This window comes from Castellaniella caeni NBRC 101664 (assembly GCF_001592225.1).
Taxonomy (GTDB): Bacteria; Pseudomonadota; Gammaproteobacteria; order Burkholderiales; family Burkholderiaceae_B; genus Castellaniella; species Castellaniella caeni.
In genome coordinates this window covers 45859-58708 of record NZ_BCWN01000013.1, presented here as the reverse complement: position 1 = coordinate 58708, position 12850 = coordinate 45859, and the positions used below count along the sequence as shown (strand labels likewise).

The window sequence follows — 12850 nt, the reverse complement described above, 5'->3', positions numbered from 1 at the left end:
GGCTCCATGTGCCTGTCAGGCGCGCTGCCTATAATGGGCCTCACGTTTTGCCATCCCCTATTTGTTGCGATCATGCCCACGAGATTTGTCCCGTCGTCCCGCCGTTGTTTCCGTTTGGCCCCGCTGGCCCTGTCTCTGGTGCTGGGCTGCGCTGTGTTGCCGGGTGCATCCTGGGCGCAGAAGGCCGCCCCGGCGCCCGCCGCCACGCAGGCCGCCGATACGGCTGCGGCGCCCGCCGAGTCCACCACCGAAGGCGTCAGCACGCTCTCCAGCATCCCCGTGCCCGCGCTGGGCGTGAAGGCCTGGCTCACGCTCGATGCCAACAGCGGCCAGATCATCGCGGCGCAGAACCCCAAGCAGGCGGTCGAGCCGGCCTCGCTCACCAAGCTGATGTCGGCCTACGTCATCTTCGAGGCGCTCGAAAGCGGGCGCCTGAAGCTCGACCAGATGGTGCACGTGTCCGAAAAGGCCTGGAAGACCGAAGGCTCGCGCATGTTCATCAACCCCAACACCGAAGTCTCGGTGGATGATCTGCTGCAGGGCGTGCTGGTGCAGTCGGGCAACGACGCCACCGTGGCGCTGGCCGAGGCCGTGGCCGGCAGCGAATCGGCCTTCGTGGCGCTGATGAACCAGCAGGCCAAGGCCCTGGGCATGGCGCACACGCATTTCGTCAATTCCACCGGCCTGCCCGACCCCGATCACATGACCACGGTCGAAGACCTGGCCACGCTGGCGCGCGCGCTGGTGCAGCAGTATCCGCAATACCGCCACTACGACAGCCAGAAAGAATTCACCTATAACAAGATCAAGCAGAGCAACCGCAACCGCCTGCTGTGGGCCGACGCCACGGTCGATGGCATGAAGACCGGCCACACCCAGTCGGCGGGCTATTGCCTGGTGGCCACGGCCATGCGCGACGGCCGCCGGGTGGTGTCGGTGCTGGTGGGGGCCGCCAGCGACGCCGCGCGCACCGAAAGCAGCCTGAAGCTGCTCAACTGGAGCTTCAAGAACTTCGATACGGTCAAGCTGCTCGACAAGACCAAGCCCGCCGTGTCGGCGCGCGTCTGGGAAGGTGCCACCGAGACCGCCGATCTCGGGGTGGAACACAGCCTGTGGGTCACCGTGCCGCGCGGCCAGGCCGACAACATCAAGACCGAGGCGCGCTATACCCAGCCGCTGATGGCGCCGCTCACCGAGGGCGACAAGGCGGGCACGCTGCTCGTTTCGCTCGATGGCAAGACGCTGCGCCAGGTGCCGCTCACGGTGATGAAATCCGTGCCCCAGGCGGGCTTTTTCGGGCGCCTCATCGACAAAATCCGTCTGCTGTTCCAGTAGCCCGCCATGCCAGAGATCCGCCCCGAAGACTCTCTCATCACCTATCCCTGCCACTTTCCCATCAAGGTGATGGGGCGCGCGCACGACGATTTCCAGTCGGCCATGGCCGAGCTGGTGCGGGGTTTCGATCCGGCCTTCGACCCGGCCACGATCGAGGTGCGCCCCAGCCGCAGCGGCAACTACCTGGGGCTCACCCTCATCGTGCGCGTCACCTCGCGCGCACAGCTCGACGACCTGTACCGCGCCCTGCATGGGCACGCGCTGGTCTCGGTCGTGCTCTGAGGGCGCGGTGATGCGGCTACGCTGGCTCGACCGTCCCGCGGCGTACCTGCCGGTGTGGCAGGCAATGCAGGATTTCACCGAGCAACGCGGCGACGACACGCCCGACGAGCTCTGGCTGGTCGAGCACGCACCGGTCTATACCCTGGGGCAGGCGGGGCTTGAATCGCACATTCTCAATCCCCACGGCATCCCGGTGGTGCACTGCAATCGCGGCGGACAGGTCACCTACCACGGCCCCGGCCAGGTGGTGCTCTACACGCTGCTCGATTTGCGCCGCCGGCGCATTTTCGTGCGCGAATTCGTCACACTGCTCGAACAGGCGGTGCTCGACACACTGGCCGAGCTGGGCGTGGCTCAGGCCTGCCGCAAGCCGGGCGCGCCGGGCATCTACGTGCCGCAGTCGGCGCTGCTTGCGCCCAGCGGCCAGGCACTGGCCAAGATCGCCGCGCTGGGCATCAAGGTGCGCAATGGCCGCGCCTATCATGGCGTGGCGCTCAACGTCGCCATGGACTTGTCGCCCTTTCTGGGCATCAACCCGTGTGGCTATGCCGGGCTGCAGACGGTCGATTTGCAGTCTTGCGGAATCCGTGCAAACCTCACCGAGGTCGGCGAGCTTCTGGCGCGCCGCTTCACGGCGGCCTGGGAGGCCGCCGGACACCCAACCCGCTCCTGAACGCGTCGCCCCGGCGGCCTGGCGCGCGGGGGCCCAAGGAGACCCGCATGCAGAACCCGTCCGACGCGCTGGTGCTCGCCCAGCGGCATGGCGATGTGCTCACCCTGACGCTCAATCGCCCCGAGCAGTTCAACGCCTTGTCCGAAGCCATGTTGCAGGCCCTGCAGGCACAGTTCGATGCCTGCCGCGACGATGCGGCCTTGCGCGCCGTGGTGCTGGCGGCCAATGGCCGGGCCTTTTGCGCCGGACACGATCTCAAGCAGATGCGCAGCCACGCGGGCGACCTGGATTACTACCAGGCGCTGTTCACCCGCTGCGGGCGGCTCATGCAGTCCATGGTGAGCTGCCCGGTGCCGGTCATCGCCCGCGTGCAGGGTACGGCCACGGCGGCGGGCTGCCAGCTGGTGGCCAGCTGCGACCTCGCGGTGGCGGCGGATACCGCGCGTTTTGCGGTGTCGGGCATCAACGTCGGGCTGTTCTGTTCCACGCCCGCCGTGGCGCTGACGCGTAACGTACCGCTCAAGAACGCCTTCGAGATGCTGGTGACGGGCCAGTTCATCAGTGCCGCCCAGGCGGTCGAGCGCGGGCTCATCAACCACGCGGTGCCCGAGGCCGAGCTCGACCAGGCCGTGGCCGGGCTGGTGGACAGCATCCTCGCCAAGAGCCCGGTGGCTGTGCGCACGGGCAAGGCCATGGTCTACCGGCAGCTGGCCATGCCGTTGGCGCAGGCCTACGACTACGCCGCCGGGGTCATGGCGCGCAACATGCTCGCCGACGACGTGTCCGAGGGCATCGACGCCTTCATGGAGAAGCGCCCGCCGCGCTTTTCTTGATCCGTCTCAAGACGCCCACGGCGTCTTGCGCGTCCAATAGAGAGGTCGATATGAGGTCTCTCTCCATGGCTCGTCCGCTTCATCCTTTCTTGCGCCTGCGCCGTTTGACGACGCGGGTATCCCTGGGCTGTGCGCTGTTTGCCACGCTGGCCGGGGGCGCTGCGCTGGCGGCACCCGTTCTCGCCGGTTCGGCCGCCGATCCCGTGCCGATTCCCGCCGGAGCCTTCACTTACCAGGCCGCGGGCGAGTTTCTCGACCAGGGGCGCCCGGTGGACGCGCCGCGCGTGCAGGGGCAGGTGGGGGCGGGGCGCTTCATCATGCGCCATCCGGTCAGCCAGGCCGAATACGCCCGCTGTGTGCGGGCGCGGGCCTGCAAGCGCCTTGACAAGGGCTTTCGCGACCTGAACGCGCCCGACAAGCCCGCCGTGGGCGTCAGCTGGGCCGACGCCACGGCCTATGCGCAGTGGCTGTCCCAAGAAACCGGGCAGCGCTGGCGCCTGCCGCTGTACACCGAATGGGTACGCGCGGCGGCCGAGCGCTACAAAGAAGAAGGCGCCCTGCCTTCCGACCCGGACGACCCCGCCGTGCGCTGGCTGGCCGAATACGAGCGCGAGATCGTCCGCGCCCGGGGGCGCATCAAGGCCGTGCAGCCGTTTGGTCATTTTGGCCGCAACGCCCTGGGGCTGAGCGACATGGCGGGCAACGTCTGGGAATGGACGGACACCTGTTTTGCCAGCCACAGCGTGGGCGTGCTGCCGCTGGCGCCACGCGAAAACTGCGGCGTGCGCATCCTGGCCGGGGCGCACGTCGCGGCCATGCCCGACTTCATCCGCGACCCGCGCAACGGCGCCTGTTCCATCGGGTTGCCGCCCGCCAACCTGGGCTTTCGCCTGGTGCGCGAAAGCTAGCGCTCCCCCGGCTGTCGTCCCCCTGTCGGCGAGGGGGACGACAGCCATCGCTTCCGCCAGGGGCTTGTCCAGGGCCGTGCCGCTCGGGATGGGGCTTTTGTTGCGCCAGATCAATCCGCCGCCGCGAAAGCTGAATTTTAGATGAATGAATTTGATCCAGCGCAATAAGGGTAAACCCCGGAGGTGACAAGATAGAACCGTCGAAGAAAACGACGCTATCAAACAGGGAGTTCTTTATGAAGGTATTTCGTCTGTGTATGGCCGCCACTGCCTTGGCCTCTTTGCTGGTGGGCGGTGTCGCGAGTGCAGACCCTGCTGACAAGCTGGAGCACATCCGCCCCATGCTCGTTGCGCCGCCAAATGTCATGCAGCACGAGCAGGCGACCACGGCCAAGCCGAAGGTGGTCGAATTCACGATGACCATCGAAGAAAAACAAGTCGTCATCGATGCGGAAAACGGCACGACAATGCAGGCCATGACCTTCAATGGCTCGATGCCCGGCCCCACCATGGTGGTGCATGAAGGCGACTACGTGCAGCTCACGCTGATCAACCCCGACACCAACGCGCTTGAGCACAACATCGACTTCCACGCGGCCACGGGCGCGCTGGGCGGCGCGGGCCTGACCAAGGTGAAGCCGGGCGAGCAGGTGGTGTTGCGCTTCAAGGCCGACCGCACGGGCGCCTTCATCTATCACTGCGCCCCCGAGGGCATGGTGCCCTGGCACGTGGTCTCGGGCATGAGCGGCACCTTGATGGTGCTGCCGCGCGAAGGCCTCACCGATGGCCACGGCAAGAAGCTGCACTACGACAAGGCCTACACCATCGGCGAATTCGATCTCTACATCCCCAAGGATGAGAACGGCAACTACAAGTCGTACGACACCGCGCTCGAAAGCTACGGCGACACGGTCGAAGCCATGCGCAAGCTGGTGCCCACGCACGTCGTGTTCAACGGCAAGGTCGGGGCCCTGACGGGTGAAGGCGCAATGACGGCCAAAGTGGGCGAGTCGGTGCTGTTCATCCACGGCTCGGCCAACCGCGACACGCGTCCGCACTTGATCGGCGGCCACGGTGACTACGTCTGGGAAACCGGCAAGTTCATCAACGAACCCGAGCGCAACCTCGAAACCTGGTTCGTGCGCGGCGGCTCGGCGGGCGTGGCGCTCTACACCTTCAAGCAGCCGGGCGTGTATGCCTACGTGAACCACAACCTCATCGAAGCCTTCGAGCTGGGTGCGGCGGGTCACGTGAAGGTGGAAGGCAAGTGGAACGACGACCTGATGAAACAGGTCAAGGCCCCGGCCCCCATCAAGAAGTAAGTGCTGTGAACGACGGCTCCGGGCGGCACAGTCCGCCGGAGTTGACTGAAAAGGGTGTGCACCGCGATGGAACACCCGCAATTGTGGAGATGGAAATGTTGAAGACCCTGAGTATCGCCGCCCTGAGTGTTGCCGCCCTGCTGCCGACCCTGTCGATGGCCAGCGACGCCGGCACCTTGCAGCAAGGCGAGAAGCTGTACAAGTCGGCCTGCGTGGCCTGCCACAGCACGGGTGCGGCCAATGCGCCGAAGCTGGGCAACAAAGCCGCCTGGGAGCCGATCATCGCGCAGGGCATGGATCAGATGATGAACGTGGCCACCCACGGCAAAGGTGCCATGCCGGCGCGTGGCGGCACCAAGGCGGACGACGCCACGCTGCGTGCCGCCGTCGAATACATGGTCAGCCGCGTGAAGTAAGCCCGTGGCGGGATGGCGGTAAAAGGGTGCCTTGGCACCCTTTTTTACGTGCGCCGCCAATGCCGCCGCCGGGCTGCGGACACCGGTTTGGGGTTATGCGGGTTCGGCCAGCCGCTTGAGGCCGTGGAACGTGTAGTGTGGTTCGCGCGCCCCGGGTGCGTAGACATCCCAGCGCGCGAGGTCGCCGGTGAGGTCGATGTCGGCGGTGGCGAGCGTGTTTTCCTGGTCGGTGTCGCCTGGCGCGCGGCGCAGGATGGGTTCGGCGGTGTCTTGCGTGTCGCGCAGAATGTCGAGCGCGTCGGCGTCTTCGGCCAGCAGGGCGTCACCGCGCGCCTGCCGGTGCGCGGACGAGGCCGTGACCACTTGCGCCAACGCCTGCTGGGCTTCGTGGATGGCGTGGTTGGCGTGCAGGCGGCGGCCTTGGCGCACGGGCTGCACCGAGACCCTGTCCTGGGTGAATTCGACGCTGAAGGAGCAGGGGCTGGCCGCCTGGCCGATGCCCAGGTGAAAGGCGCCCATGCGTGGGTGTGACTGCAGCATCTGCACCGCCTGGGCCGGCGTCTGGGCCGTGAGCAGGGCGCGCGTGAGTACCATGCGTGGCAGCCCTGTCGCCTGTGCCTGGCGCGCGCGGATGTTGTTGACGGTGATCGCCATCCCTGTCTGGGTGACGGCGAAGGTGTGTCCGGGCAGTGAGCCCGGATAGATGAACGAGACGAAGGCCGGGGCGTCGATGGGGCGCGCCTTGACGAGCCCGCAGGCCCCGGCAAAGCCCGGGTCGCCGTCTTCGTTGTGGCTGAGGCGCTGGGCCGCCAGCACGGTGGTGCAGCCGTCGGGGGCCAGCGCCCAGAGGTCGCCGCGGCAGTTCCAGAGAAACACTTCTTCGTAGGACAGGCCCAGGCCTTCGGCCAGGCCCATGAGTTCGTGTTCGATCCAGGGGAAGTGATGGTGCACCAGGCCTTGCATCGTGGCGATACCTGGGTGGCTGCGAAAAGCCATCACCTGAGCCCAGGCGGGCGAGGCCACCAGGTAGCGCTGGCAGGCCCTGGCCCCCCATTGCCCGAGCGCCCGGCCGATTTCGTGGTGTGAGCCGTGGGCGTCGAGCCAGGAGAGCGTCTGTGGAGCGGGTGTGGTGGTCATGGCGGGTTCTACTAGACGTAAGCGCCCGTGGCGTGCAGCTGGGATTCGGTGTGAGACAGCTCGGCGATGGCGTGTTCGCCGCTGCGCACCAGAAACTGCTGGGCGAGCATTTCGACCAGCGACTGGATGGCCACGGTGGATGGAAAGAAGGAATGCCCCTGAGTGGTGAAGGTCAGGACATGATCCGCCTGGAGCGCGATGGGCGCAACCTGGCTGTCGCACAGGGCGAGGATCGTGCAGCCCTGTGCGCGGGCGGCCGCGGCCACCTGGATGATTTCGCGCGAGTAGGGGCTGTAGCTGATGAGCACGACGGTGTCGCTGGGCTGCAGGTGTTGTAGGTCGAGGCTCATGGTGCCGCCCGCGTTGTGCAGCAGGTGAATGTCCGGGCGAAAGAGGCTGCACAGGTAGCGCAGGCTGAAGGCGGCGGGATACGAGGAGCGAAAGCCCGCGATGATGATGCGCTGCGCCTGGACGAGGTGGGCGACCACCCGGTTGAAGGCCTGCCGGTTGGCGGGTTCGAGCGCCATCAGGTTGTGCGACTGCTGCTGCGAGGCGGCGGCCCAGCTGGCCTGGGCGGATTGCGGGCTGGCGACCAGCGACTGGGCGCGGGCGGTGTAGCCGCTGGGGTGGTGCTGCTGCAGCTCGTGTGTGAAGACGGATTTCAGGGCGTCCCAGCCGACGTAGCCCAGGTGCTGCGCCAGACGCACCAGGGTGGCGGGCTGCACCCCGGCCAGCAGCGACAGCTTGCGGGCCGACAGCGTGGATACCTGGGCCGGGTGGTCGATCAGGTAGCGCGCCGCCGCCTGAAACTGCGGGCTGAGCTGGGCGTAGCGCGACTGGATGGTCTGGATCAGTTCATCCGGGGAGCGTGGAACAGGCATGGTAGGACTGTTTGAAAGTGTCAACGGGGTATGAATTACATGTTTCATGATATATGATTCATGAAACATTCGTTGTTCTACTTTTGAGCCTGAGCACGCCGGGCCCAAACCCCCAACAGGCCCAAAGAGGCTCTCCATGACTCATGTCTTTCATCGCAACCCCCAGCATACGCTGAAACGCGCCGTGCGCGGAGAGGGTATTTTCGTTTTCGACGAGGCTGGCCGCTCGTATCTGGACGCTTCGGGCGGCGCGGCAGTGTCCTGCCTGGGGCACGGCCATCCCGAGGTGATTGCGGCCATCAAGGCGCAGCTGGATCAGCTGGCCTACGTTCATTCGTCCTTCTTCACGACGCAGGCCTGCGAAGAACTGGCCGACTGCCTCGTGCGCCGCGCGCCGGGCGAATTGAATCACGTGTATTTTGTCTCTGGCGGGTCAGAGGCCATCGAGGCGGCGCTCAAGCTGGCGCGCCAATATTTCGTCGAGCGCGGCGAGCCCGAGCGCAGCCAGTTCATCGCCCGGCGCCAAAGTTATCACGGCAATACGCTGGGAGCGTTGGCCATCGGCGGCAACGCCTTGCGGCGGCAGAAGTTCCTGCCGCTGCTGATTCCCGCCTATCACGTGTCGCCCTGCTATGCCTATCGCGATCAGCAGGCTGGAGAAACCGAAGCGGCCTACGCCCAACGCCTGGCCACCGAGCTGGAAGAAACGATTCTGGCCGTGGGGCCGGGGCGCGTGGCGGCGTTCGTGGCCGAGACGGTGGTGGGGGCCACGGCGGGGGCGGTGCCGCCGGTGCGCACGTATTTCCAGCGCATTCGCGAAGTCTGCGACCGTTATGGCGTGCTGCTGATTCTTGATGAGGTGATGTCGGGCATGGGGCGTACCGGCTATCAGTACGCCTGCACCGAAGACGGCGTGCGCCCGGACATTCTCACGGTTGCCAAGGGCCTGGGTGCGGGCTATCAGCCAATCGGCGCCATGCTGGCGAGCGACACCATTTACGACACCATCGTCGGCGGCAGCGGTTTTTTCCAGCACGGGCATACGTATATGGGGCACGCCACGGCGTGCGCGGCGGCCCTGGCGGTGCAGACCATCATCGAACGCGACGATCTGCTCACCAATGTGCGTGCGCGTGGCGAGCAGCTGCGCACGCGCCTGCGCGAGGTCTTCGCCGATCACCCCAATGTGGGCGACGTGCGCGGGCGCGGCCTGTTCGTCGGCATCGAGTTCGTGCAGGATCGTCAGACCAAGGCGCCGCTGGCCCCGGCGCTCAAGACGCACGCGCAGCTCAAGCGCGTCGCGCTGGACAATGGCCTGATGGTCTACCCCTCGGGCGGCACCATCGATGGCGCGCAGGGTGATCACGTGCTGTTGGCGCCACCCTTCATCTGCACCCCGGCGGACATCGAAGAGATCGTCGGGCGGCTGGCCCGCACCGTGCGGCAAGTCTTGCCGTGCTGAACGTACCGACGGGCCGTGGTGTTGCCGCGGCCCAGGGCGCCGGTTTGGCTGGCTGATTGATTGACTGATTGATTGACTGAGGAAAACAGGATGGCTCGACTGGACTATGCCGATCTGGACACGGGGGAGGCCGCTGTTTTGGCGCAGCGCATCAGCGCCGCGCGCGGCAGCGTGCTGCATCTGTATCAGATGTTGCTGCACAGCCCCGCCGTGGCCGAGGGCTGGCTGACGTACCTCACGGCCATTCGGCAGAAGTCGCGCCTGGACGGGGCGATCCGCGAGCTGGTCATCATGCGCATCGCGCACCTGAACCGGGCGCCCTACGAGGCCGACCAGCACGCGCCCATCGCGCTGGCCGAGGGCCTGCGGCCTTCTCAGCTGGATGCCCTGGCGCTGCCCGAGCTGCCTGTTGCGCTGTTCGACGCCCGCGAGCGGGCGGTGCTGGACTATACCGACGCCATGACGCGCTCGGTGCAGGTGCCCGATGCCGTGTTCGCGGCGGTGCGCGCGCATTTCACCGAGGCCCGGTTGGTCGAGCTGACTGCCACGATCGCGGCCTACAACATGGTGTCGCGCTTTCTCGAGGCGCTGCAGGTGCATTCGGAGGATGCGCGGTAGGCAAGCCGCTGCGATTCGACGGGCTGACAGGGCATCCCTGTTTCAGGTGCCGGGTCGGTTTGCTTGTGGCGGGCAGTTGCTGTGCGACAAAGCGCGACATTCATGTCGTGCTTTGTCGCGCTATTGACGCTCTTCAGCGATATGTGCGACAGTAATGGCTCCATCGCCATTTTTTATAGAGCACTGTCATGTCAGCCGCAGAAATTCAGGCCATCTTGTCGATCGTTGCAAGTCATCCGCAGGGTGTCGGCGTCACTGACATCCAAGTGGCACTGACGCAGCGGTTTGGCGTCTCTCTTCACCGGCGCACCCTTCAGCGTCGTCTGCATCGGCTTGTGCGAGAACAACGACTCAGCACCCAGGGCGACAGCGTCGCGCTGGTCTATTGCCCCGTCGGGCAAGGGGCCGTGCCCAGCATCAGCGCTTGGCACGCCGCTCTGGGGGCCAGTACACCGCTCGTGCTCAAAGAAACCACCGAGGCACCTTACATTACGGTTTCCCCAGACGGGCAAACGATACGCGACCATGTCAACCTGCCACTGATGCGGCGTCGCCCGGTGGGCTATCAACGGCAATTTCTTGACCAGTACCAGCCTGGCGTCACTTTCTACCTGCCAGAGCCTTTGCGGCAGCAGCTGCATGCCATTGGCCGTACCCCAGCCGATCAACGGCCCGCAGGCACTTATGCCCGGGACATCCTCGGGCGCCTCCTGGTTGATTTGTCCTGGGCTTCGTCACAACTCGAGGGCAATACGTATAGCCGCCTCGATACCCAAAACCTCATCGAGTTTGGTCAAGTGGCGCAGGGCAAAGACGCTTTTGAAACCCAGATGATCCTTAACCACAAGGCAGCCATCGAGATGCTGGTTGAGTCGGCCGATGACATTGGTTTCGATGCGTTTACCTTTCAAAATTTGCATGCCGTGCTCTCGCAAGATTTATTGTCCGATCCAGATGCTTGTGGGCGCTTGCGCAACAGGCCTGTCGAAATCTCAGGCACGGTGTTTCACCCTTTGACGTTTCCTCAAGTGCTGGCCGATTGCTTCCATGTGCTGTTGGCCAAGGCAGCGGCGATACCCGACCCATTCGAACAGGCGTTTTTTCTGATGGTGCAATTGCCGTATTTGCAGCCATTTGATGACGTCAATAAACGGGTGTCGCGGCTGGGGGCCAATATTTCTTTGATTCGCCACAATTTATGCCCGCTGTCGTTCATCGATGTGCCTGATCGTGCCTATATTGATGGCACGTTGGGGGTGTACGAACTCAACCAGGTAGCACTCTTGCGCGATGTCTTCGTCTGGGCGTACGAGCGTTCTTGCCAGCGGTATCTGGCCGTTACGCAAGAAATGGTGGCGCCAGACCCCGTCAAAATTCGCTACCGTGAGGCGCTTATCCGGGCTGTGCAAGACGTTGTCCGGGGTGTGCAAGAACCCGTTGCGCCACTGCTTGAAAGCTTGGCTGTTCGATACGCCGATGCTGCTGATCGTGCCATTTTCGTCGGGCTGCTCGGTGAGGCCTTGCGGCATCTGCACGAAGGCAGCGTGGCGCGGTATCGGCTGCGGCGCGCCGAGTATCTGGCTTGGCGGCAGAGAAAGTAGTGGTGTATTGATTCGGCAGGCGGGGCTTGTCTTGGGGCGGGATATCTCTCCATCGGCAGGCGGGGCTTGTCTTGGGGCGGGGCATCTCTCCACGTCGCGGCTTGCAAGCCGCTCCGATTCGGCAGGCTATTGACCGTCCGCAGGGACGGTCAATAGTCCTGCCTCATCCATAATGTTTCTGGGTGGTGGGTGGCTTGGTTCAGGTGGCGGGCCAGGACGAAGCACAGGTCGGAGAGGCGGTTCAGGTAGTGCAGGATGGGCGGGTTGACGGGTTCCGTGCGTGCCAGGGTGACCACCGCGCGTTCGGCGCGGCGGGCGATGGTGCGGGCCATGTGGGCCTGGGCTGCGGCGGGGCAGCCGCCGGGCAGGATGAATTCCTTGAGCGGGCCCAGGGCCTGGTTGTAGTGCGCCAGGGCCTCGTCCAGGGCTTGCACGTGCGTGTCTTTCAGCGCCGTCCAGCCGGGGATGCTCAGTTCGCCGCCCAGATCGAAGAGTTCGTTCTGGATGCGTGCGAGCAGAGCGTCCACGGCTTCGGGCAGGTTGTGGGTGCGCCAGACGCCGATGGCGCTGTTCAGCTCATCGACGTCGCCCAGGGCCGCGATGCGCGGGGCGTCCTTGGGCACCCGGGTCTTGTCGCCCAGGCCCGTGGTGCCGTCGTCCCCGGTGCGGGTGGCGACGATGGAAACGCGAATCGACATGTGATGTGCTCCTTGGCTGGGGCCGGTGCTTACGCTCGCGGCCGTTTCCTGGGGGCGGCGGTGTTGCGGTTGCCGCGTGTAGGCAGTGTGCTGTGGTGCGTGCAGCCGCCCGCCTGACCGGGACGGCTGCGGGCAGGCTTTATGCCTGGCCGGCCAGGCGCCGCAGGGCGTCACCCGTCACGCGCACGATGCGCCAGTCGTTCAGAATCTCGCCGCCGTGATGCTTGTAGAAATCGATGGCATTCTGGTTCCAGTCGAGCACCACCCATTCGAAGCGCCCGCAGCCCAGCTCCACGGCCAGGGCCGCCAGGTGCTTGAGCACCCAGCCGCCCAGGCCGCGCCCGCGGTGGGCGGGCGATATATACACGTCTTCCAGGTACAGGCCGCGTCGGTCGAGGAAGCTGGAATAATTGTGAAACCACATGATGTACGCGATGGGCACGGCGGGTGCCGCTTCGGTGGCGATCACCAGGCAGTGCGCAGCGGGCTGCGGGCCAAAGAAGCTGGCGCGCAGGCTCTCGTGCGTGGCCTTGAAGGTGTCGGTGAGCTTCTCGAACGTGGCCATTTCCAGCATCAGTGCATGGATGGCGGGGATGTCGGCTTCGGTGGCGGGCCGAAGAAGGTAGCCGGGAACAGGAGTAGCCAAGGTCAGCGTGCAGTATGCTTAAACTGGCAGTTTAGCTC

Annotated in this window: 14 protein-coding genes; 10 read left to right on the top strand and 4 right to left on the bottom strand. The window is 65.4% G+C overall.

Annotated elements, in window-relative coordinates; translation table 11 throughout:
• Positions 1 to 72 precede the first annotated feature (72 nt).
• The 7 genes from CCA01S_RS09560 to CCA01S_RS09530 all read left to right on the top strand — a co-directional run bounded on the left by CCA01S_RS09560 (position 73) and on the right by CCA01S_RS09530 (position 5769).
• The gene (locus CCA01S_RS09560; protein WP_066457591.1) at positions 73 to 1335 is read left to right on the top strand and encodes a D-alanyl-D-alanine carboxypeptidase family protein; all 1263 of its coding nucleotides are present in this window, start codon (positions 73 to 75) and stop codon (positions 1333 to 1335) included.
• A gap of 6 nt (positions 1336 to 1341) precedes the next feature.
• Complete coding sequence (locus CCA01S_RS09555; protein ID WP_066457485.1) at positions 1342 to 1617, top strand: DUF493 family protein; 276 nt, start codon at positions 1342 to 1344, stop codon at positions 1615 to 1617.
• Positions 1586 to 2290, top strand: coding sequence for a lipoyl(octanoyl) transferase LipB (lipB, locus tag CCA01S_RS09550; RefSeq protein ID WP_373278638.1), 705 nt, complete (start codon positions 1586 to 1588; stop codon positions 2288 to 2290). Before CCA01S_RS09555 ends, lipB begins: the two co-directional genes overlap by 32 nt.
• A gap of 47 nt (positions 2291 to 2337) precedes the next feature.
• Positions 2338 to 3123: an enoyl-CoA hydratase gene (locus CCA01S_RS09545; RefSeq protein ID WP_066457479.1), complete on the top strand. Its 786-nt coding sequence runs from the start codon at positions 2338 to 2340 to the stop codon at positions 3121 to 3123.
• 65 nt (positions 3124 to 3188) lie between these two features.
• Complete coding sequence (locus CCA01S_RS09540; protein WP_066457477.1) at positions 3189 to 4031, top strand: formylglycine-generating enzyme family protein; 843 nt, start codon at positions 3189 to 3191, stop codon at positions 4029 to 4031.
• Between the two features lie 236 nt (positions 4032 to 4267).
• Positions 4268 to 5353, top strand: coding sequence for a copper-containing nitrite reductase (nirK, locus tag CCA01S_RS09535; protein ID WP_066457474.1), 1086 nt, complete (start codon positions 4268 to 4270; stop codon positions 5351 to 5353).
• A gap of 5 nt (positions 5354 to 5358) precedes the next feature.
• Complete coding sequence (locus CCA01S_RS09530; RefSeq protein WP_232305039.1) at positions 5359 to 5769, top strand: c-type cytochrome; 411 nt, start codon at positions 5359 to 5361, stop codon at positions 5767 to 5769.
• Positions 5770 to 5862: 93 nt separating this feature from the next.
• On the opposite strand, the gene CCA01S_RS09525 is transcribed toward CCA01S_RS09530, so the two are convergent.
• The gene (locus CCA01S_RS09525; RefSeq protein ID WP_066457469.1) at positions 5863 to 6906 is read right to left on the bottom strand and encodes a C45 family autoproteolytic acyltransferase/hydrolase; all 1044 of its coding nucleotides are present in this window, start codon (positions 6904 to 6906) and stop codon (positions 5863 to 5865) included.
• 11 nt (positions 6907 to 6917) lie between these two features.
• Entirely contained in the window at positions 6918 to 7787 is an 870-nt protein-coding gene (locus tag CCA01S_RS09520) for a MurR/RpiR family transcriptional regulator (protein WP_066457466.1), read from the bottom strand.
• 136 nt (positions 7788 to 7923) lie between these two features.
• Between CCA01S_RS09520 and CCA01S_RS09515 the strand changes: the two genes are divergently transcribed.
• From CCA01S_RS09515 to CCA01S_RS09505, 3 genes are all read left to right on the top strand, one after another.
• Positions 7924 to 9249, top strand: coding sequence for an aspartate aminotransferase family protein (locus tag CCA01S_RS09515; RefSeq protein ID WP_066457463.1), 1326 nt, complete (start codon positions 7924 to 7926; stop codon positions 9247 to 9249).
• A gap of 90 nt (positions 9250 to 9339) precedes the next feature.
• Positions 9340 to 9867, top strand: coding sequence for a carboxymuconolactone decarboxylase family protein (locus CCA01S_RS09510; RefSeq protein ID WP_066457461.1), 528 nt, complete (start codon positions 9340 to 9342; stop codon positions 9865 to 9867).
• 188 nt (positions 9868 to 10055) lie between these two features.
• Positions 10056 to 11468, top strand: a complete 1413-nt coding sequence (locus tag CCA01S_RS09505; protein ID WP_066457460.1) for a Fic family protein — start codon at positions 10056 to 10058, stop codon at positions 11466 to 11468.
• 149 nt (positions 11469 to 11617) lie between these two features.
• Here CCA01S_RS09505 and CCA01S_RS09500 read toward each other — a convergent pair whose 3' ends face one another.
• Together CCA01S_RS09500 and CCA01S_RS09495 are read right to left on the bottom strand one after the other, a co-directional pair.
• Positions 11618 to 12166: a cob(I)yrinic acid a,c-diamide adenosyltransferase gene (locus tag CCA01S_RS09500; RefSeq protein ID WP_066457458.1), complete on the bottom strand. Its 549-nt coding sequence runs from the start codon at positions 12164 to 12166 to the stop codon at positions 11618 to 11620.
• Between the two features lie 139 nt (positions 12167 to 12305).
• A complete protein-coding gene (locus tag CCA01S_RS09495) occupies positions 12306 to 12740 on the bottom strand; it encodes a GNAT family N-acetyltransferase (RefSeq protein WP_066457456.1) in 435 nt (144 codons plus the stop codon).
• Between the last annotated feature and the right edge of the window lie 110 nt (positions 12741 to 12850).

Coding starts and splice junctions, on each gene's coding strand:
- CCA01S_RS09560 (WP_066457591.1), top strand. CDS start 73: ATGCCCACGAGATTTGTCCCGTCGTCCCGCCGTTGTTTCCGTTTGGCC.
- CCA01S_RS09555 (WP_066457485.1), top strand. CDS start 1,342: ATGCCAGAGATCCGCCCCGAAGACTCTCTCATCACCTATCCCTGCCAC.
- lipB (WP_373278638.1), top strand. CDS start 1,586: ATGGGCACGCGCTGGTCTCGGTCGTGCTCTGAGGGCGCGGTGATGCGG.
- CCA01S_RS09545 (WP_066457479.1), top strand. CDS start 2,338: ATGCAGAACCCGTCCGACGCGCTGGTGCTCGCCCAGCGGCATGGCGAT.
- CCA01S_RS09540 (WP_066457477.1), top strand. CDS start 3,189: ATGGCTCGTCCGCTTCATCCTTTCTTGCGCCTGCGCCGTTTGACGACG.
- nirK (WP_066457474.1), top strand. CDS start 4,268: ATGAAGGTATTTCGTCTGTGTATGGCCGCCACTGCCTTGGCCTCTTTG.
- CCA01S_RS09525 (WP_066457469.1), bottom strand. CDS start 6,906: ATGACCACCACACCCGCTCCACAGACGCTCTCCTGGCTCGACGCCCAC.
- CCA01S_RS09520 (WP_066457466.1), bottom strand. CDS start 7,787: ATGCCTGTTCCACGCTCCCCGGATGAACTGATCCAGACCATCCAGTCG.
- CCA01S_RS09515 (WP_066457463.1), top strand. CDS start 7,924: ATGACTCATGTCTTTCATCGCAACCCCCAGCATACGCTGAAACGCGCC.
- CCA01S_RS09510 (WP_066457461.1), top strand. CDS start 9,340: ATGGCTCGACTGGACTATGCCGATCTGGACACGGGGGAGGCCGCTGTT.
- CCA01S_RS09505 (WP_066457460.1), top strand. CDS start 10,056: ATGTCAGCCGCAGAAATTCAGGCCATCTTGTCGATCGTTGCAAGTCAT.
- CCA01S_RS09500 (WP_066457458.1), bottom strand. CDS start 12,166: ATGTCGATTCGCGTTTCCATCGTCGCCACCCGCACCGGGGACGACGGC.
- CCA01S_RS09495 (WP_066457456.1), bottom strand. CDS start 12,740: ATGCTGGAAATGGCCACGTTCGAGAAGCTCACCGACACCTTCAAGGCC.